The sequence below is a fragment of the Bacillus sp. C28GYM-DRY-1 genome (assembly GCF_030519405.1).
Classification (GTDB): Bacteria; Bacillota; Bacilli; order Bacillales; family Bacillaceae; genus Bacillus; species Bacillus spizizenii_A.
Genome location: NZ_JAUMKF010000020.1, coordinates 43,244 through 60,747, shown reverse-complemented (window position 1 = coordinate 60,747; position 17,504 = coordinate 43,244). Strand labels below are relative to the sequence as shown.

Here is a 17,504-nt window from a genome sequence, read left to right as displayed (position 1 = left end):
CTCTCAATTTGTTTGGTGGCGATAGCGAAGAGGTCACACCCGTTCCCATGCCGAACACGGAAGTTAAGCTCTTCAGCGCCGATGGTAGTCGGGGGTTTCCCCCTGTGAGAGTAGGACGCCGCCAAGCAATTTGAAAAAAGGGCAGCTCATATGAGCTGCCCTTTTTTGTATTCTGGTTTATTAGTATCATAAAACTTCTTTTAATTGTATAATATAATAACTTTACACTGAATTTTAAATCGGCAATCAGGTTTTATGGGTCGGGAAAGTGGAAATAATAAAGGATAGAGCGAGAAAGTTGAAAATTCTCGAGAAACGCCTTATAGTAAGATTAAAGTCAAATATAGTCAAAGTCAGTAAAGGAGGGGGTTGAGTGGGACATAATATTTCTGACATCATTGAACAATATTTAAAACGAGTGTTAGATCAAAATGGCAAGGAAATTTTAGAGATTAAACGAAGTGAAATTGCAGATAAATTTCAATGCGTTCCTTCCCAAATAAATTATGTCATCAACACCAGATTTACAAGCGAAAGAGGATATATTGTTGAGAGCAAACGCGGGGGCGGCGGTTACATCAGAATCATTAAAATTAAAATGAACAATGAAGTTGTCCTGATCAATAATATTATTTCTCAAATTAATACCCATTTGTCTCAAGCAGCCTCTGATGACATTATTTTAAGGCTATTAGAAGACAAGGTGATTTCAGAAAGAGAAGCAAAAATGATGGTCAGCGTGATGGACCGCTCGGTTTTACACATTGACTTGCCTGAACGTGATGAATTAAGAGCGAGAATGATGAAGGCTATGCTGACATCTTTAAAATTAAAATAAGCGGGTGAAAAGATTGATTTGTCAAGAGTGCCACGAGAGACCTGCCACTTTTCACTTTACAAAGGTTGTTAACGGAGAAAAAATAGAAGTTCATATTTGTGAACAATGTGCCAAAGAAAATAGTGATTCATATGGTATAAGTGCAAATCAAGGTTTCTCTATTCATAATTTACTTTCGGGTTTGCTGAACATGGATTCTTCATTCCAAAATGCAGGAACTCAAATGTTCAGTCACTCGGAGCAAATATCAGCTTGTCCGAAATGCGGAATGACTTTTCAGCAATTTAGAAAAATCGGCCGTTTTGGTTGTTCTGAATGTTATAAAACATTTCATAGCAACATCACACCTATCTTACGTAAAGTGCATAGCGGGAACACTGTGCATGCTGGGAAAATACCGAAGCGTATAGGCGGCAATCTCCATGTCAGACGGCAGATTGACATGCTGAAAAAAGAATTAGAATCCTTAATTCATCAAGAAGAATTTGAGAACGCAGCCCATGTGAGAGATCAAATTCGTTCATTAGAACAATCACTCAAAAGCAAAGATAGTGAGGAGGAACAGGGGTAATGTCGCTAAAGCATTTTATTCAGGACGCACTAAGCAGTTGGATGAAGCAGAAGGGACCTGAAAGTGACATTGTACTCAGCAGCCGCATACGTTTAGCAAGGAACTTTGAACATATACGGTTCCCTACGCGGTATTCCAATGAAGAAGCCTCATCCATCATACAGCAATTTGAAGATCAGTTTTCAGAACAAGAAATTCCCGGAATCGGAAAATTCGTTTTGATCAGAATGAATGATGCACAGGCTTTAGAAAAGCGTGTACTTGTTGAAAAACATCTCATCAGTCCGAATTTGACAGAGTCTCCTTTTGGCGGCTGTTTGCTTTCTGAAAATGAAGAAGTAAGCGTCATGTTAAATGAGGAGGATCATATTAGGATTCAATGTCTATTCCCTGGATTTCAGCTTTTAGAGGCAATGAAAGCCGCTAACTGGGTCGATGACTGGATTGAAGAAAAAGTTGATTATGCTTTTAATGAGCAAAGAGGATACTTAACCAGCTGTCCTACAAATGTAGGTACGGGTTTAAGGGCTTCAGTCATGATGCATCTGCCAGCACTGGTTTTAACTAGGCAAATAAATCGAATTATACCGGCAATTAATCAATTAGGCTTAGTTGTTAGAGGAATTTATGGGGAAGGCAGCGAAGCAGTAGGAAATATCTTTCAAATTTCAAATCAGATCACGCTTGGCAAGTCAGAGCAGGATATTGTAGATGATCTTAACAGTGTTGCCGCCCAGCTAATTGAACAAGAACGATCTGCCCGAGAAGCGCTTTACCAAACCTCTAAAATTGAACTTGAGGATAAGGTATATCGGTCTTATGGGGTCTTGTCCAATTGCCGGATGATAGAATCGAAAGAAACTGCAAAATGTCTTTCAGATGTCCGCTTGGGCATAGATCTAGGCATTATTAAAGGACTTTCAAGCAACATACTTAATGAACTAATGATTTTGACACAGCCAGGATTTTTACAGCAGTACTCGGGAGGCGCTTTGCGGCCAAACGAAAGAGACATTCGAAGAGCGGCTCTCATCAGAGAACGGCTTCACTTAGAAATGAATGGGAAAAGACAGGAGGATGAATCGATATGATGTTTGGAAGATTTACAGAACGAGCTCAAAAAGTACTGGCGCTTGCACAGGAAGAAGCACTTCGTTTAGGTCATACAAATATTGGGACAGAACATATATTGTTGGGATTAGTTCGTGAAGGTGAAGGGATTGCATTTAAAGCTTTAGAGGCCCTTGGTCTTAATTCAGATAAAATACAAAAAGAAGTAGAAAGTTTGATTGGTCGAGGACAGGAAAGTTCCACCTCTGTTCCTCACTATACACCTAGAGCTAAAAAAGTAATAGAACTATCAATGGATGAAGCTAGAAAACTAGGTCATTCTTATGTAGGAACAGAACACATACTTCTCGGACTAATTCGTGAAGGTGAAGGAGTTGCTGCAAGAGTTTTGAATAATCTTGGTGTCAGTCTTAATAAGGCAAGACAGCAAGTGCTGCAACTTCTTGGAAGCAATGAAACCGGGACATCTGGAGCCGGAACAAATAACAATGCAAATACACCGACGCTTGACAGTCTGGCAAGAGATTTAACCGCTATTGCCAAGGAAGATAGCCTTGATCCAGTTATTGGAAGAAGTAAAGAGATTCAACGTGTTATTGAAGTATTAAGCCGTAGAACTAAGAATAATCCAGTTCTAATTGGAGAACCAGGTGTAGGTAAAACAGCAATTGCAGAAGGCCTTGCTCAGCAGATCATTAACAATGAAGTTCCGGAAATATTGCGTAATAAACGCGTGATGACATTAGACATGGGAACAGTTGTAGCCGGCACAAAATACCGCGGTGAATTTGAGGATCGCCTGAAGAAAGTCATGGATGAAATTCGCCAGGCAGGAAACATCATTTTATTCATTGATGAACTCCATACCTTAATCGGAGCGGGTGGAGCAGAGGGTGCCATTGATGCGTCTAACATTTTAAAACCTTCACTTGCTCGCGGTGAACTTCAATGTATTGGAGCGACGACTCTTGATGAGTACCGTAAATATATTGAAAAAGATGCAGCGTTGGAACGCCGTTTTCAGCCGATTCAGGTTGATCAGCCATCTGCAGATGAAAGTATTCAAATTTTAAAAGGCTTGCGTGACCGATATGAAGCTCACCACCGTGTATCAATTACAGATGATGCCATTGAAGCTGCGGTTAAGCTTTCTGACAGATATATTTCTGACCGTTTCCTTCCAGATAAAGCAATTGACTTAATCGATGAAGCGGGTTCAAAGGTGAGACTGCGCTCCTTTACAACACCTCCTAACTTAAAAGAGCTTGAACAGAAGCTTGATGAGGTTCGTAAAGAGAAGGATGCGGCAGTGCAAAGCCAAGAGTTTGAAAAGGCAGCTTCTTTGCGTGATACTGAGCAGCGCCTGCGCGAGCAAGTAGAGGATACGAAGAAATCATGGAAAGAGAAGCAAGGGCAGGAAAACTCAGAGGTTACTGTTGATGATATTGCGATGGTTGTATCCAGCTGGACTGGGGTGCCTGTATCCAAAATCGCCCAAACGGAAACTGATAAGCTTCTCAATATGGAAAGCATTCTTCACTCCCGTGTCATTGGCCAGGATGAAGCAGTTGTAGCTGTAGCAAAAGCAGTCAGACGTGCGAGAGCAGGATTAAAAGATCCTAAACGCCCAATCGGCTCATTCATTTTCTTAGGCCCTACAGGTGTAGGTAAGACAGAGCTGGCGCGAGCACTTGCTGAATCGATTTTCGGTGATGAGGAAGCCATGATCAGAATTGATATGTCTGAGTACATGGAAAAACACTCAACTTCAAGACTTGTCGGTTCACCTCCGGGATATGTGGGATACGATGAAGGCGGCCAATTAACAGAGAAAGTCAGAAGAAAACCTTACTCTGTCGTGCTTCTTGATGAGATTGAGAAAGCGCATCCTGATGTCTTCAATATCCTCCTGCAAGTTCTTGAAGACGGACGATTGACTGATTCTAAAGGACGTACAGTCGATTTCCGCAATACCATTCTGATTATGACGTCAAACGTCGGAGCAAGTGAGCTGAAACGCAATAAATATGTCGGCTTTAACGTTCAGGATGAGACGCAAAATCATAAAGACATGAAAGATAAAGTGATGGGTGAATTGAAACGTGCGTTCAGACCCGAGTTTATCAACCGGATCGATGAAATCATTGTCTTCCATTCACTTGAGAAAAAACATCTCACTGAAATCGTGTCATTGATGTCTGATCAATTAACGAAACGCCTGAAAGAACAAGATCTTTCTATCGAATTGACCGATGCTGCAAAAGCGAAAGTTGCGGAAGAGGGCGTTGACTTGGAATACGGCGCCCGTCCATTAAGAAGAGCTATCCAAAAACATGTCGAAGACCGTTTATCTGAAGAACTACTCAGAGGTAATATTCATAAAGGACAGCATATCGTTCTCGATGTAGAAGACGGCGAATTTGTCGTAAAAACGACTGCTAAAACGAATTAATATAGAAGACGAAAATGAGGCATACAGCATGTAAGTGTATGCCTCACTTTCATATTAAGAAATAGAACAAAGGGAGAGGTCTTACACGATATATGGCTAAAACAAAATCGAAATTCATCTGCCAATCCTGCGGTTACGAGTCTCCAAAATGGATGGGGAAATGTCCGGGCTGCGGTGCTTGGAATACTATGGTGGAAGAAATGGTTAAAAAAGCGCCGGCCAATCGGAGAGCAGCTTTTTCTCATTCAGTTCAAACTGTACAGAAACCTTCACCTATTACATCAATCGAAACATCAGAAGAACCTCGGGTTAAAACCCAGCTTGGCGAGTTTAACAGGGTGCTCGGCGGGGGCGTCGTCAAAGGCTCACTCGTTTTAATCGGCGGCGATCCTGGTATTGGAAAGTCAACGTTATTACTGCAGGTTTCCGCTCAATTATCAGATTCATCGAACAGTGTGCTGTACATTTCGGGAGAAGAATCGGTAAAGCAAACGAAACTGAGAGCAGATCGTCTTGGCATTAATAGTCCGTCACTGCATGTTTTATCTGAAACCGATATGGAGTATATTTCGTCTGCTATACAAGAGATGAATCCAGCGTTTGTCGTTGTAGACTCTATTCAAACGGTTTACCAAAGCGACATTACATCGGCTCCGGGCAGTGTGTCACAGGTCAGAGAATGTACCGCTGAGCTGATGAAAATTGCAAAAACAAAAGGTATTCCGATTTTTATCGTAGGGCATGTGACGAAGGAAGGGTCGATTGCGGGGCCAAGACTGTTGGAGCATATGGTCGACACTGTTTTATATTTTGAAGGGGAACGTCACCATACTTTCCGTATTTTACGGGCTGTAAAAAACCGTTTTGGTTCTACAAATGAAATGGGCATTTTTGAAATGCGCGAAGAGGGGCTCACTGAGGTTTTGAACCCTTCAGAAATTTTCTTGGAAGAACGTTCAGCGGGATCCGCAGGCTCAAGCATAACTGCTTCTATGGAGGGCACAAGACCGATTCTCGTTGAAATCCAGGCGCTCATCTCGCCAACAAGCTTTGGCAATCCGCGGCGTATGGCAACAGGAATAGACCATAACAGGGTTTCGCTGTTAATGGCTGTGTTAGAAAAAAGAGTTGGGCTGCTGCTGCAAAATCAGGATGCCTATTTGAAAGTAGCTGGCGGCGTAAAGCTTGATGAACCGGCAATTGATCTTGCCATTGCGATCAGCATCGCGTCCAGCTTTAGAGACACCCCCCCAAATCCTGCCGATTGTTTTATAGGTGAAGTGGGGTTAACCGGAGAAGTCCGGCGGGTTTCTAGAATTGAACAGCGTGTGAAAGAAGCGGCTAAGCTTGGTTTTACACGCATGATCATACCCGCGGCAAATCTGGATGGTTGGACGAAACCAAAAGGGATTGAGGTTATCGGAGTAGCAAATGTTGCAGAGGCGCTTCGTACTTCATTAGGAGGATAATAGATGGAAAAAGAGAAAAAAGGGGCGAAACACGAATTAGACCTGTCATCTATATTGCAGTTTGTTGCTCCGGGTACACCGCTCAGAGCAGGGATGGAAAACGTCTTGAGAGCAAATACAGGCGGTCTGATTGTTGTTGGATATAATGATAAAGTAAAAGAAGTAGTGGACGGCGGCTTTCACATAAATACGGCTTTTTCTCCGGCTCATTTGTATGAGTTGGCTAAAATGGATGGAGCGATCATTTTAAGTGATTCAGGTCAAAAAATCCTCTACGCTAATACACAACTGATGCCAGATGCCACAATTTCTTCGTCAGAAACAGGAATGCGGCACCGTACTGCCGAAAGAGTAGCTAAGCAAACTGGCTGTCTCGTGATTGCTATTTCTGAAAGAAGAAATGTTATAACGTTATATCAGGAAAACATGAAGTATACACTAAAAGACATAGGATTTATTTTAACCAAAGCGAACCAAGCTATACAAACACTTGAAAAATATAAGACAATCCTCGACAAAACAATTAACGCACTGAATGCATTAGAGTTTGAGGAGCTTGTTACCTTCAGTGATGTTTTGTCTGTCATGCATCGTTATGAAATGGTGCTGAGAATCAAAAACGAAATCAACATGTATATCAAAGAGCTGGGAACAGAAGGACATCTGATCAAGCTGCAAGTTATTGAATTGATTACAGATATGGAAGAAGAGGCCGCTTTATTTATTAAGGATTATGTGAAAGAAAAGATTAAAGATCCGTTTGTTCTATTGAAAGAGCTGCAGGATATGTCCAGTTATGATCTGCTGGATGATTCTATTGTGTATAAGCTCCTCGGTTATCCGGCTTCTACAAATCTTGATGATTATGTATTGCCTAGAGGATACAGGCTGTTAAATAAGATACCGCGTCTTCCGATGCCGATTGTTGAAAATGTTGTAGAAGCATTTGGAGTCCTACCAAGGATTATTGAGGCGAGTGCAGAAGAACTAGATGAAGTTGAGGGAATCGGTGAAGTACGAGCCCAAAAAATCAAAAAAGGTTTAAAACGCCTGCAAGAGAAGCATTATTTAGATAGACAGCTGTGATTTCGGTTAAAACCTTATGAATACGGGTATATTAATGTTGATTTTTGTTTATTCTGATATTCGTAGGATCATAAAAATTTGTGAAATAAAATGTTAAAAGGAGGTGGGGGTATGTTAAAACGAATAGTTCAGGCGTTCTTCATTATCTTTGGCGGCGTTGTTGGTATATTTTTAATACCTGAATTGTTTGTACTGTTAAGTATACAGGACATACCTTTAATAACAAACGCATATACGTCTGCGGCAATAGGAGCAATTATCTTTTTTCTCATCAGTATATGGGGTACAGAATACGTTGTGAACTGGATGAAGTGGATAGAGGATTCATTGTTAAAAGCGCCGGTTCCAGATTTGTTATTTGGAAGTCTTGGCCTGGTTTTTGGACTTATAATCGCTTATCTTATCGTAAATGTTATTCCTTTAGACAATATACCTTACCGCATATTCAGTACAATCATCCCTGTGTTTTTAGCGTTCTTCCTCGGTTATCTCGGCTTCCAGGTGGGCTTTAAGAAAAAGGATGAATTGATCAGCCTGTTTTCCATTTCTGCCAGAATGCAAAAGAAAAAAGGAACAGCGGATGAAGAACATGAGGTTCAGGACAAGAAGCTGAAAATTTTGGACACAAGTGTTATTATTGATGGGAGAATAGCAGATATTTGTCAGACTGGGTTTTTAGAGGGGATTATCGTGATTCCGCAGTTTGTCCTTGAGGAATTGCAGCATATTGCTGATTCTTCAGATGTTTTAAAACGAAACAGAGGACGACGCGGTCTTGATATCCTAAACCGGATTCAGAAAGAATTAGACATTGAAGTTGAAATTTATGAAGGCGACTTTGAAGATATCCAGGAGGTTGACAGCAAGCTCGTCAAACTCGCTAAGCTGACATCCGGAGTCGTCGTAACGAATGATTTTAATCTAAATAAAGTATGCGAGCTTCAGAAGGTAGCAGTATTAAACATTAATGACCTTGCCAATGCGGTCAAGCCTGTTGTTCTTCCTGGCGAGGAAATGAATGTTCAGGTCATTAAGGACGGGAAAGAGCATAATCAGGGAGTTGCCTACTTGGATGACGGTACGATGATTGTCGTTGAAGAAGGGCGCAATTATATCGGCAAGCATATTGATGTACTCGTTACAAGTGTGCTGCAAACAGCAGCGGGACGAATGATTTTTGCTAAGCCCAAGCTGTTGGAGAAGGCGCTGTAAAGGGAGAAAAAACAATGAGTTATGATGTGGTGATTCCTGCAGCCGGACAGGGAAAACGGATGAAGGCGGGGAGAAATAAACTGTTCATTGAGCTGAAAGGAGACCCGGTGATCATTCACACGTTAAGAGTGTTTGACAGCCACCGGCCGTGTGAAAAAATCATCTTGGTGATTAATGAGCGCGAGCGGGAGCACTTTCAGCAATTGCTGACCGATTATCCATTTCAAACTCCTATTGAGCTTGTTGCAGGCGGAGATGAGCGGCAGCACAGTGTTTATAAAGGGCTGAAAGCCGTGAAACAAGAAAAGATAGTTCTTGTTCACGACGGCGCCCGGCCTTTTATAAAGCATGAACAAATAGATAAACTGATCGCTGAAGCGGAACAGGCAGGAGCGGCCATCCTCGCTGTCCCGGTAAAAGATACGATTAAACGCGTTCAAGATTTACAAGTCTGTGAGACGATTGAACGTTCAAGCTTGTGGGCTGTCCAAACGCCACAAGCTTTTCGTCTTTCTTTATTGATGAAGGCCCACGCTGAGGCGGAGCATAAGGGATTTTTAGGGACGGATGACGCCAGTCTCGTTGAAGAGATGGAGGGCGGTTCGGTCCGCGTTGTAGAAGGCAGCTATACAAATATTAAGCTGACGACGCCAGACGATTTAACGTCAGCTGAAGCTATCATGGAATCAGAAAGTAGGAATAATCATGTTTAGAATTGGACAAGGCTTTGATGTTCATCAATTAGTGGAGGGCCGCCCTCTTATTATTGGCGGAATTGAAATCCCGTATGAAAAAGGGCTGCTCGGCCATTCTGATGCAGACGTATTGCTGCATACCGTCGCTGACGCCTGCCTCGGGGCTGTTGGAGAAGGTGACATCGGCAAGCATTTTCCTGATACTGATCCCGAGTTCAAGGATGCAGATTCTTTCAAGTTACTTCAGCATGTCTGGGGGATTGTGAAACAGAAGGGGTATGTTCTTGGAAACATTGACTGCACCATCATTGCACAGAAGCCAAAGATGCTGCCGTACATAGAAGATATGAGAAAAAGAATTGCTGAAGGGCTTGAGGCGGACGTTTCTCAAGTAAATGTAAAAGCAACAACGACAGAAAAGCTTGGTTTTACAGGCCGAGCGGAAGGAATAGCGGCTCAAGCGACAGTACTGATACAAAAAGGCTAACTTGCTTTGATGCCGGGTCTATTTGATGGTAGAATAGATTCATACATTTTTGCCTGAGGCCATACATGACATGAAAGGAAGTATTTGAAAATGGGAAACGAAGTACGCGTCCGTTATGCACCGAGTCCAACAGGACATTTGCATATTGGAAATGCCAGAACGGCGCTTTTTAATTATTTATTTGCCCGCAATCAAGGCGGTAAGTTTATTATTCGTGTTGAGGACACTGATAAAAAGCGCAATATTGAGGGCGGAGAACAAAGCCAGCTTAATTATTTGAAATGGCTTGGTATTGACTGGGATGAGAGTGTGGATGTCGGCGGTGAGTACGGCCCATACCGTCAATCAGAGCGTAACGATATCTATAAAGTGTATTATGAAGAGCTTCTTGAAAAAGGGCTTGCTTATAAATGTTACTGTACGGAAGAAGAGCTTGAAAAAGAGCGTGAAGAACAAATTGCACGCGGAGAAATGCCGCGTTATTCCGGAAAACACAGAAATCTGACTCAGGAAGAACAGGAGAAATTTATTGCTGAAGGCAGAAAGCCAAGTATTCGTTTCCGTGTGCCGGAAGGAAAAATCATTGCCTTCAACGATATCGTAAAAGGCGAAATTTCTTTCGAATCAGATGGCATTGGCGACTTTGTTATTGTGAAAAAGGACGGAACACCGACTTACAACTTCGCGGTAGCTATTGATGACTACTTAATGAAAATGACCCACGTGCTGCGCGGTGAGGATCATATTTCTAACACACCGAAACAAATTATGATTTTTCAAGCATTCGGATGGGATATTCCTCAGTTCGGACACATGACGCTGATTGTAAATGAAAGCCGTAAAAAGCTCAGCAAACGCGATGAGTCTATAATTCAATTCATCGAGCAGTATAAAGAGCTTGGCTACTTGCCGGAAGCGCTGTTCAACTTTATCGGACTGCTTGGCTGGTCACCGGTTGGAGAAGAAGAGCTATTCACAAAAGAACAGTTTATCGATATTTTTGATGTAAACCGTTTATCTAAATCACCAGCATTGTTTGATATGCATAAGCTAAAATGGGTTAACAATCAATACGTGAAGAAGCTGGAGCTTGATCAGGTTGTTGAACTGACGCTTCCGCATCTGCAAAAAGCCGGCAAAGTTGGCGCTGAGCTTTCTGCTGAAGAACAAGAATGGGTTCGTAAACTGATTTCCCTGTATCATGAGCAATTAAGCTACGGTGCGGAAATTGTTGAGTTGACTGATTTGTTCTTTACGGATGAGATCGAGTATAATCAAGAAGCAAAAGCTGTTCTGGAGGAGGAGCAGGTTCCTGAAGTGCTCAGCACATTCGCTGCGAAGCTTGAAGAGCTTGAGGAGTTCACTCCGGATAACATCAAAGCATCAATCAAAGCGGTGCAGAAAGAAACTGGCCATAAAGGGAAAAAACTGTTTATGCCGATCCGTGTTGCTGTAACAGGGCAAACTCACGGTCCGGAACTGCCGCAATCAATTGAATTGATCGGTAAAGAAATTGCAATTCAGCGTTTGAAAAATATTTAAATAAACGATTGTTGACAGGGAAGAGTATAAAGCTTTAGGCCATTACAGAAAGGATCTTCATTGGCTGAGAGAGATCCATGAGCCGGGTTTTAGAAGTGCGCCCTTAAGACCTCTGAAGAACATTTTTCGAAATCAGTATTCAAAGGCGGCCGCCGCCGTTACAGGCTGAAGTTGGGAGAGCAGGAGTCTGCTTTTCAAACAGAGTGGAACCGCGCGGTTTAAGCGTCTCTGTCATGTTTTCATGCAGAGGCGCTTTTTTTATTGGGTGAAGAGGAAATCAAATAGAGAAGTGGGGGGAAGCATGTGTTTTTTAGAATGCTCAAAGAAGACATTGATACAGTGTTCGATCAAGATCCAGCAGCAAGAAGTTATTTTGAAGTAATTTTAACTTATTCCGGTTTACATGCTATATGGGCGCATCGGATTGCACATGCTTTATATAAACGAAAATTTTATTTCCTTGCACGCCTTATATCTCAGGTAAGCCGATTTTTTACCGGGATCGAAATCCACCCCGGCGCTACGATTGGGAGAAAATTTTTCATAGACCACGGTATGGGGGTTGTCATTGGGGAGACATGTGAAATCGGCAATAACGTAACCGTTTTTCAGGGGGTTACCCTCGGGGGAACAGGGAAAGAAAAGGGAAAAAGGCACCCAACAATTAAAGATGACGCATTGATAGCTACAGGTGCGAAAGTGCTCGGTTCAATTACTGTCGGTGAAGGCTCAAAGATTGGAGCTGGTTCAGTCGTGCTGCACGATGTTCCTGATTTTTCAACAGTTGTCGGCATCCCTGGGCGGGTCGTTGTACAAAATGGCAAGAAAGTAAGACGCGATTTAAACCATCAGGATTTGCCCGATCCGGTTGCTGATCGCTTTAAGTCTTTGGAACAGCAGATTTTAGAGCTGAAGGCAGAACTTGAAGACAGAAAAGAAAGGATCAATCAAAAATGACAATCACTCTCTATAATACATTGACTAGACAGAAGGAAACATTCGTTCCTCTTGAAGAGGGAAAAGTGAAAATGTACGTATGCGGACCAACGGTTTACAATTACATTCACATCGGTAACGCTCGCCCGGCTATCGTATACGATACGGTTCGAAACTATCTGGAGTATAAAGGCTATGATGTGCAGTATGTATCAAACTTCACAGACGTAGACGATAAATTAATTAAAGCGGCAAATGAACTCGGTGAGGATGTACCTGCCATTTCAGAGCGTTTTATAAAGGCATACTTTGAAGATGTAGGTGCGCTCGGATGCCGAAAAGCCGATCTTCATCCGCGAGTGATGGAAAACATGGAAGCGATTATCGAATTCGTAGATCAGCTCGTGAAAAAGGGCTACGCTTATGAATCAGAAGGTGACGTTTATTTCAAAACAAGAGCATTTGAAGGGTACGGAAAGCTTTCTCAGCAATCAATTGATGAACTGAGATCAGGTGCACGCATCCGGGTCGGCGAGAAAAAAGAAGATGCTCTTGATTTCGCGTTGTGGAAAGCAGCAAAAGAAGGAGAAATCTCTTGGGATAGCCCTTGGGGAAAAGGCCGTCCGGGCTGGCACATTGAATGCTCAGCGATGGTGAAAAAGTATTTGGGTGACCAGATTGATATCCATGCGGGCGGACAGGATTTGACGTTCCCACACCATGAAAATGAAATTGCACAATCTGAGGCGCTGACAGGCAAAACGTTTGCGAAGTACTGGCTTCATAATGGCTATATCAATATTGATAATGAAAAAATGTCAAAATCTCTAGGCAACTTTGTGCTTGTGCATGACATCATTAAACAGCATGATCCGCAACTTTTGAGATTCTTTATGCTTTCTGTTCATTATCGTCATCCGATTAACTATTCAGAAGAGCTTCTGGAGAATACAAAAAGCGCATTTAACCGGTTGAAAACGGCGTACAGCAACCTTCAGCACCGTCTGAACAGCAGTACGAATTTAACGGAAGATGACGATCAATGGCTGGAGAAGGTCGAAGAGCATCGCAAAGCATTCGAAGAAGCGATGGACGATGACTTTAATACGGCGAATGCGATCTCTGTCTTGTTCGACTTAGCGAAGCATGCCAATTATTATCTTCAGAAAGATCATACTGCTGATCATGTGATCACGGCGTTTATCGACATGTTTGACCGCATTGTATCTGTTCTCGGTTTTTCATTGGGCGAGCAGGAACTTCTCGATCAAGAGATTGAAGATTTAATCGAAAAAAGAAATGAAGCGCGCCGAAATCGCGATTTTGCACTGTCAGATCAGATCCGCGACCAGCTGAAAAGCATGAATATCATTCTCGAAGATACGGCTCAAGGCACTCGCTGGAAACGGGGAGAATAACGGATGCTTGATTTTGAAACGATAAAAAATTCAAAGCAGCTTAACGGTCTTGCTCTTGCTTATATAGGTGATGCCATTTTTGAAGTGTATGTAAGGCATCACCTGCTTAAGCAGGGTTTTACCAAACCAAATGATCTTCATAAGAAATCAAGCCGGATTGTATCGGCAAAGTCACAGGCTGAGATCCTATTCTTTCTGCAGGATCAATCATTTTTTACGGAAGAAGAGGAAGCGGTCTTGAAAAGAGGAAGAAATGCCAAGTCGGGAACGACACCTAAAAATACAGATGTTCAGACGTACCGCTACAGTACAGCATTTGAAGCGCTGCTGGGCCACCTTTTTCTAGAGAAAAAAGAGGAAAGACTTAGTCAGCTCGTTGCCGAAGCTATACAATTCGGGACGTCAGGGAGGAAAACAAATGAGTCAGCAACATGATTACGTCATAGGGAAAAATGCAGTGATCGAGACGTTAAAATCAGATCGTAAGCTGTATAAGCTGTGGATGGCGGAAAACACCGTAAAGGGACAAGCACAGCAGGTGATGGAGCTTGCGAAAAAGCAGGGAATCACGATTCAATATGTCCCGAGAAAAAAACTCGATCAAATGGTGACAGGGCAGCATCAAGGCGTAGTGGCACAAGTTGCAGCGTATGAATATGCAGAACTGGACGATTTATATAAAGCAGCCGAAGAAAGAAATGAACAGCCTTTCTTCCTCATTCTGGACGAGCTTGAAGACCCTCATAATCTCGGTTCCATTATGAGAACAGCTGATGCGGTTGGCGCACATGGCATTGTGATACCAAAACGGAGAGCGGTCGGGCTGACAACAACAGTGGCAAAAGCCTCAACAGGGGCAATTGAGCACATCCCTGTAGCGAGAGTCACCAATTTAGCGCGGACGTTAGAAGAAATGAAAGAGCGGGGTATCTGGGTTGTCGGAACGGATGCATCCGCGCGTGAGGATTACCGCAATATGGACGGCAATATGCCTTTGGCTCTAGTCATTGGAAGTGAAGGAAAAGGGATGGGCCGCCTTGTAAAAGAAAAGTGTGATTTTCTCATTAAACTCCCGATGGCTGGGAAGGTAACTTCACTGAATGCATCTGTCGCGGCTGGTCTTTTGATGTATGAAGTCTATCGGAAACGAAACCCTATGGGAGAATAAAGACCCATGGATATCCTGTTAGTAGACGGATACAACATGATTGGAGCCTGGCCGCAGCTGAAGGATTTAAAAGCGAACAGTTTTGAAGAGGCGAGAGACGTACTGATTCAGAAAATGGCGGAATATCAATCGTATACTGGAAACAGGGTTATTGTTGTTTTTGACGCGCATCTCGTAAAAGGGCTTGAGAAGAAACAGACCAACCACAGAGTTGAAGTGATTTTTACAAAAGAAAATGAGACGGCTGATGAGCGGATAGAAAAGCTTGCTCAGGCTTTGAATAATATTGCAACTCAAATTCATGTTGCAACCTCTGACTATACTGAACAGTGGGCGATTTTCGGACAGGGAGCATTGCGGAAATCGGCCCGGGAGCTTTTGAGAGAGGTAGAAGCGATTGAAAGGCGAATAGAGAGACGGGTAAGAAAAATCACTTCCGAGAAGCCGGCGGGTAAAATTGCTTTATCGGAAGAGGTTTTGAAAACGTTTGAAAAGTGGAGGCGGGGAGACTTAGATTAAGTTGACGCTTTTTTGCCCAATACTGTATAATATTTCTATCTACGTGCGCCGGGGGGATCGGAGTGAATCTACAGAACAACAAGGGAAAATTCAACAAAGAGCAGTTTTGCCAGTTGGAGGACGAGCAGGTCATTGAAAAGGTTCATGTTGGGGACAGTGATGCGTTAGATTACTTGATTACAAAGTACCGAAACTTTGTTCGGGCAAAAGCAAGATCCTATTTTTTAATAGGAGCGGACAGAGAAGATATTGTTCAGGAAGGTATGATAGGCCTCTATAAGTCTATTCGTGACTTCAAAGAGGACAAGCTTACCTCCTTCAAAGCTTTCGCAGAATTATGTATTACCCGCCAAATTATTACCGCAATAAAGACAGCTACTCGCCAGAAACACATTCCTTTGAATTCCTACGTCTCATTAGATAAACCGATTTTTGATGAAGAATCAGACCGAACGCTGCTTGATGTCATTTCAGGAGCGAAAACCTTAAATCCTGAGGAAATGATTATCAATCAGGAAGAATTTGATGACATTGAAATGAAAATGGGAGAACTATTAAGTGATTTAGAGAGAAAAGTACTCGTCTTATATCTCGACGGGAGAAGTTACCAAGAGATTTCCGATGAACTGAACCGGCATGTGAAATCGATCGACAATGCCCTTCAGCGTGTGAAACGCAAGCTGGAAAAGTACTTGGAAATTCGCGAAATCAGTTTGTAATATGGATTTATGTCGTATTGACAGTAATTTTCTGACTGTGATATGTTACTAGAGATAAGTACTAATGTCTATTTAGAAAAAGGTGTAATGACATGAGAAAAAAGATTACGTTAGCATGCAAGACATGCGGAAACCGTAATTATACGACAATGAAGAGCTCTGCATCAGCGGCTGAGCGATTAGAAGTAAAGAAATACTGCAGTACTTGCAATTCACATACAGCTCATCTTGAAACAAAATAGTGTTTGCGCTTTTAAATTGTGGAGGTCTTTTACATGCGTATTATGAGATTCTTTAAAGATGTTGGGAAAGAAATGAAAAAGGTAAGCTGGCCTAAAGGAAAAGAGTTAACGCGTTATACCATTACGGTAATTTCAACAGTTATCTTTTTTATTCTCTTTTTTGCCCTCCTTGACACAGGAATTTCTCAATTAATTCGTTTAATAGTTGAATAATGATCAGCAATACGTGCTATAATAGATCATAATATCACTTGCCAAAACCCGTTCAGCGGGTTTTTTATTGTGGGTTAAAATGAAAGTTATCATAGGTTTGCTGCCTATTTTTTGAAGCGTTATGGTCATTCACTAAAAACCAAATGCGGGGAGGGAAGGACTGGAGAGTCCTGAATAGAATGGAAAAGAATTGGTATGTTGTTCACACGTACTCTGGTTATGAGAATAAAGTAAAAGCCAACTTGGAAAAACGTGTTGAATCAATGGGGATGCAGGATAAAATTTTCCGTGTAGTTGTACCTGAGGAAGAAGAAACGGATATCAAAAACGGCAAGAAAAAAGTCGTGAAAAAGAAAGTGTTCCCTGGTTATGTACTTGTTGAAATTGTAATGACAGACGACTCTTGGTATGTTGTCCGCAACACGCCGGGTGTTACTGGATTCGTAGGATCTGCCGGCTCTGGCTCAAAACCGACGCCGCTGCTTCCGGGCGAAGCTGAAACCATTCTGAAGAGAATGGGCATGGACGAACGCAAAACGGACATTGACTTTGAACTGAAAGAGACAGTGAAAGTGATAGATGGACCTTTTGCCAACTTTACTGGATCAATTGAAGAGATTGATTATGATAAAAGCAAGGTCAAAGTTTTCGTTAATATGTTCGGCCGTGAAACGCCAGTTGAGCTGGAATTTACCCAAATCGATAAATTGTAATGTGAAAAAACTTGAAATTGCTATATATAAATGATAATATAGCAAAGGTACGTCTTGGACTTATCCAAGGCAACTAGCTTGATATTTCGTCATTCATATAAAGAATGAAACCTTGAGTGGGAGGGTTTACCCTATTACCACATCACGGACTTA

19 protein-coding genes, 1 rRNA gene and 1 other annotated feature are annotated in these 17,504 nt (G+C 42.2%); all 20 genes read left to right on the top strand.

Translation table 11 applies throughout. The features are described 5' to 3' along the window. Positions 1-11 precede the first annotated feature (11 nt). The 20 genes from rrf to nusG all read left to right on the top strand — a co-directional run bounded on the left by rrf (position 12) and on the right by nusG (position 17,351). Positions 12-127, top strand: a 5S ribosomal RNA gene (gene rrf, locus Q3W56_RS16890). A 246-nt stretch (positions 128-373) separates the two neighbouring features. Next, the gene (gene ctsR / locus Q3W56_RS16885; RefSeq protein ID WP_003225724.1) at positions 374-838 is read left to right on the top strand and encodes a transcriptional regulator CtsR; all 465 of its coding nucleotides are present in this window, start codon (positions 374-376) and stop codon (positions 836-838) included. A gap of 13 nt (positions 839-851) precedes the next feature. Further along, a complete protein-coding gene (gene mcsA, locus Q3W56_RS16880; RefSeq protein ID WP_014112328.1) occupies positions 852-1,409 on the top strand; it encodes a protein-arginine kinase activator protein McsA in 558 nt (185 codons plus the stop codon). Then, positions 1,409-2,500 carry a protein-arginine kinase McsB gene (gene mcsB / locus Q3W56_RS16875; protein WP_302896240.1) on the top strand — a complete coding sequence of 364 codons (1,092 nt, stop codon included), beginning with the start codon at positions 1,409-1,411 and terminating at the stop codon, positions 2,498-2,500. The genes mcsA and mcsB overlap by 1 nt, the downstream gene beginning before the upstream one ends. Then, positions 2,497-4,932: an ATP-dependent protease ATP-binding subunit ClpC gene (clpC, locus tag Q3W56_RS16870; protein WP_302896239.1), complete on the top strand. Its 2,436-nt coding sequence runs from the start codon at positions 2,497-2,499 to the stop codon at positions 4,930-4,932. Before mcsB ends, clpC begins: the two co-directional genes overlap by 4 nt. A 92-nt stretch (positions 4,933-5,024) precedes the next feature. Next, entirely contained in the window at positions 5,025-6,401 is a 1,377-nt protein-coding gene (gene radA / locus Q3W56_RS16865; protein WP_019713041.1) for a DNA repair protein RadA, read from the top strand. Between the two features lie 3 nt (positions 6,402-6,404). Next, on the top strand, positions 6,405-7,487 hold the full coding sequence (gene disA / locus Q3W56_RS16860) for a DNA integrity scanning diadenylate cyclase DisA (protein ID WP_003225736.1): 1,083 nt from the start codon (positions 6,405-6,407) through the stop codon (positions 7,485-7,487). 111 nt (positions 7,488-7,598) lie between these two features. Further along, entirely contained in the window at positions 7,599-8,699 is a 1,101-nt protein-coding gene (locus Q3W56_RS16855; RefSeq protein WP_019713042.1) for a PIN/TRAM domain-containing protein, read from the top strand. A gap of 14 nt (positions 8,700-8,713) precedes the next feature. After that, the gene (gene ispD, locus Q3W56_RS16850; protein ID WP_302896238.1) at positions 8,714-9,412 is read left to right on the top strand and encodes a 2-C-methyl-D-erythritol 4-phosphate cytidylyltransferase; all 699 of its coding nucleotides are present in this window, start codon (positions 8,714-8,716) and stop codon (positions 9,410-9,412) included. Then, complete coding sequence (gene ispF / locus Q3W56_RS16845) at positions 9,405-9,881, top strand: 2-C-methyl-D-erythritol 2,4-cyclodiphosphate synthase (RefSeq protein ID WP_003225745.1); 477 nt, start codon at positions 9,405-9,407, stop codon at positions 9,879-9,881. The genes ispD and ispF overlap by 8 nt, the downstream gene beginning before the upstream one ends. A gap of 90 nt (positions 9,882-9,971) precedes the next feature. Further along, a complete protein-coding gene (gene gltX / locus Q3W56_RS16840) occupies positions 9,972-11,423 on the top strand; it encodes a glutamate--tRNA ligase (RefSeq protein ID WP_019713044.1) in 1,452 nt (483 codons plus the stop codon). Positions 11,424-11,425: 2 nt separating this feature from the next. Then, positions 11,426-11,656 (top strand) — a binding site (T-box leader). 70 nt (positions 11,657-11,726) lie between these two features. Next, positions 11,727-12,380 (top strand): serine O-acetyltransferase, encoded by a 654-nt coding sequence (gene cysE / locus Q3W56_RS16835; protein WP_019713045.1) that lies wholly within the window; start codon positions 11,727-11,729, stop codon positions 12,378-12,380. Then, positions 12,377-13,777, top strand: a complete 1,401-nt coding sequence (gene cysS, locus Q3W56_RS16830) for a cysteine--tRNA ligase (protein WP_302896237.1) — start codon at positions 12,377-12,379, stop codon at positions 13,775-13,777. The genes cysE and cysS overlap by 4 nt, the downstream gene beginning before the upstream one ends. A gap of 3 nt (positions 13,778-13,780) precedes the next feature. Further along, positions 13,781-14,212 carry a mini-ribonuclease 3 gene (locus tag Q3W56_RS16825; protein ID WP_019713047.1) on the top strand — a complete coding sequence of 144 codons (432 nt, stop codon included), beginning with the start codon at positions 13,781-13,783 and terminating at the stop codon, positions 14,210-14,212. Continuing rightward, entirely contained in the window at positions 14,196-14,945 is a 750-nt protein-coding gene (rlmB, locus tag Q3W56_RS16820) for a 23S rRNA (guanosine(2251)-2'-O)-methyltransferase RlmB (RefSeq protein WP_019713048.1), read from the top strand. Before Q3W56_RS16825 ends, rlmB begins: the two co-directional genes overlap by 17 nt. A gap of 6 nt (positions 14,946-14,951) precedes the next feature. After that, positions 14,952-15,464: a ribosome-dependent mRNA decay endonuclease Rae1/YacP gene (rae1, locus tag Q3W56_RS16815; RefSeq protein ID WP_003225756.1), complete on the top strand. Its 513-nt coding sequence runs from the start codon at positions 14,952-14,954 to the stop codon at positions 15,462-15,464. Between the two features lie 62 nt (positions 15,465-15,526). Continuing rightward, the gene (gene sigH / locus Q3W56_RS16810; RefSeq protein WP_003225758.1) at positions 15,527-16,183 is read left to right on the top strand and encodes an RNA polymerase sporulation sigma factor SigH; all 657 of its coding nucleotides are present in this window, start codon (positions 15,527-15,529) and stop codon (positions 16,181-16,183) included. A gap of 92 nt (positions 16,184-16,275) precedes the next feature. Next, complete coding sequence (rpmG, locus tag Q3W56_RS16805; RefSeq protein ID WP_003156421.1) at positions 16,276-16,425, top strand: 50S ribosomal protein L33; 150 nt, start codon at positions 16,276-16,278, stop codon at positions 16,423-16,425. 33 nt (positions 16,426-16,458) lie between these two features. Then, entirely contained in the window at positions 16,459-16,638 is a 180-nt protein-coding gene (gene secE, locus Q3W56_RS16800) for a preprotein translocase subunit SecE (protein WP_003225761.1), read from the top strand. 179 nt (positions 16,639-16,817) lie between these two features. Continuing rightward, the gene (nusG, locus tag Q3W56_RS16795; protein ID WP_003225764.1) at positions 16,818-17,351 is read left to right on the top strand and encodes a transcription termination/antitermination protein NusG; all 534 of its coding nucleotides are present in this window, start codon (positions 16,818-16,820) and stop codon (positions 17,349-17,351) included. Positions 17,352-17,504 lie beyond the last annotated feature (153 nt).

Bases quoted from the DNA above. Each gene is read 5' to 3' on its own strand.
- mcsB (WP_302896240.1), top strand. From the start codon at position 1,409: ATGTCGCTAAAGCATTTTATTCAGGACGCACTAAGCAGTTGGATGAAG.
- clpC (WP_302896239.1), top strand. From the start codon at position 2,497: ATGATGTTTGGAAGATTTACAGAACGAGCTCAAAAAGTACTGGCGCTT.
- radA (WP_019713041.1), top strand. From the start codon at position 5,025: ATGGCTAAAACAAAATCGAAATTCATCTGCCAATCCTGCGGTTACGAG.
- disA (WP_003225736.1), top strand. From the start codon at position 6,405: ATGGAAAAAGAGAAAAAAGGGGCGAAACACGAATTAGACCTGTCATCT.
- Q3W56_RS16855 (WP_019713042.1), top strand. From the start codon at position 7,599: ATGTTAAAACGAATAGTTCAGGCGTTCTTCATTATCTTTGGCGGCGTT.
- ispD (WP_302896238.1), top strand. From the start codon at position 8,714: ATGAGTTATGATGTGGTGATTCCTGCAGCCGGACAGGGAAAACGGATG.
- ispF (WP_003225745.1), top strand. From the start codon at position 9,405: ATGTTTAGAATTGGACAAGGCTTTGATGTTCATCAATTAGTGGAGGGC.
- gltX (WP_019713044.1), top strand. From the start codon at position 9,972: ATGGGAAACGAAGTACGCGTCCGTTATGCACCGAGTCCAACAGGACAT.
- cysS (WP_302896237.1), top strand. From the start codon at position 12,377: ATGACAATCACTCTCTATAATACATTGACTAGACAGAAGGAAACATTC.
- Q3W56_RS16825 (WP_019713047.1), top strand. From the start codon at position 13,781: ATGCTTGATTTTGAAACGATAAAAAATTCAAAGCAGCTTAACGGTCTT.
- rlmB (WP_019713048.1), top strand. From the start codon at position 14,196: ATGAGTCAGCAACATGATTACGTCATAGGGAAAAATGCAGTGATCGAG.
- rae1 (WP_003225756.1), top strand. From the start codon at position 14,952: ATGGATATCCTGTTAGTAGACGGATACAACATGATTGGAGCCTGGCCG.
- rpmG (WP_003156421.1), top strand. From the start codon at position 16,276: ATGAGAAAAAAGATTACGTTAGCATGCAAGACATGCGGAAACCGTAAT.
- secE (WP_003225761.1), top strand. From the start codon at position 16,459: ATGCGTATTATGAGATTCTTTAAAGATGTTGGGAAAGAAATGAAAAAG.
- nusG (WP_003225764.1), top strand. From the start codon at position 16,818: ATGGAAAAGAATTGGTATGTTGTTCACACGTACTCTGGTTATGAGAAT.